We start from the raw sequence: 404 nt of genomic DNA, 5'->3' as shown, positions 1-404 counted from the left end.
TCCGAGTCCAGGCCACGAGGTCAGCGGCGAGCATCACCGCCACCAGCCACGCCTGGTTGAGGGCGAACTCCCGGGAGGGAAGCCGGCCGAGCCCGGTGTCTTTGGCGTGTCGGATCCGGTCCTCCACTCGGGCGTGAGCCCGGTGCCTGGCCTCGAGGAATTGGAGCTGGCCGGTGGCGGTGTTGGTGACGAACGCCTGGTAGCGCCACCCGTCGATCTCCTCGAACATCGATAGCTGGGCGCCCGGGTGGGGCCGCTCGCGGCGGACGATCACCCGCATCCCCGCCGGCCACTTGGCGAGCAGCCCGGGGGCGAGGAATCCGGTCAGTTCGGCAACCTCGGCCCCGTCGCGAATGTCTCCGTCAGGGTTCAGTGCCGGCCCCCACGCTTCCTCGGGGCAGGTT

1 protein-coding gene is annotated in these 404 nt (G+C 70.5%); it reads right to left on the bottom strand.

The window, feature by feature from the left end:
* Positions 1-404, bottom strand: a 404-nt coding sequence (locus G6018_RS16920) for a transposase (RefSeq protein WP_182640261.1), incomplete at both ends; no start/stop codon positions are given.

The organism is Dietzia sp. DQ11-44, from assembly GCF_014145205.1.
Lineage (GTDB): Bacteria > Actinomycetota > Actinomycetes > Mycobacteriales > Mycobacteriaceae > Dietzia > Dietzia natronolimnaea.
This window is presented reverse-complemented; position numbering and strand designations above follow the sequence as displayed.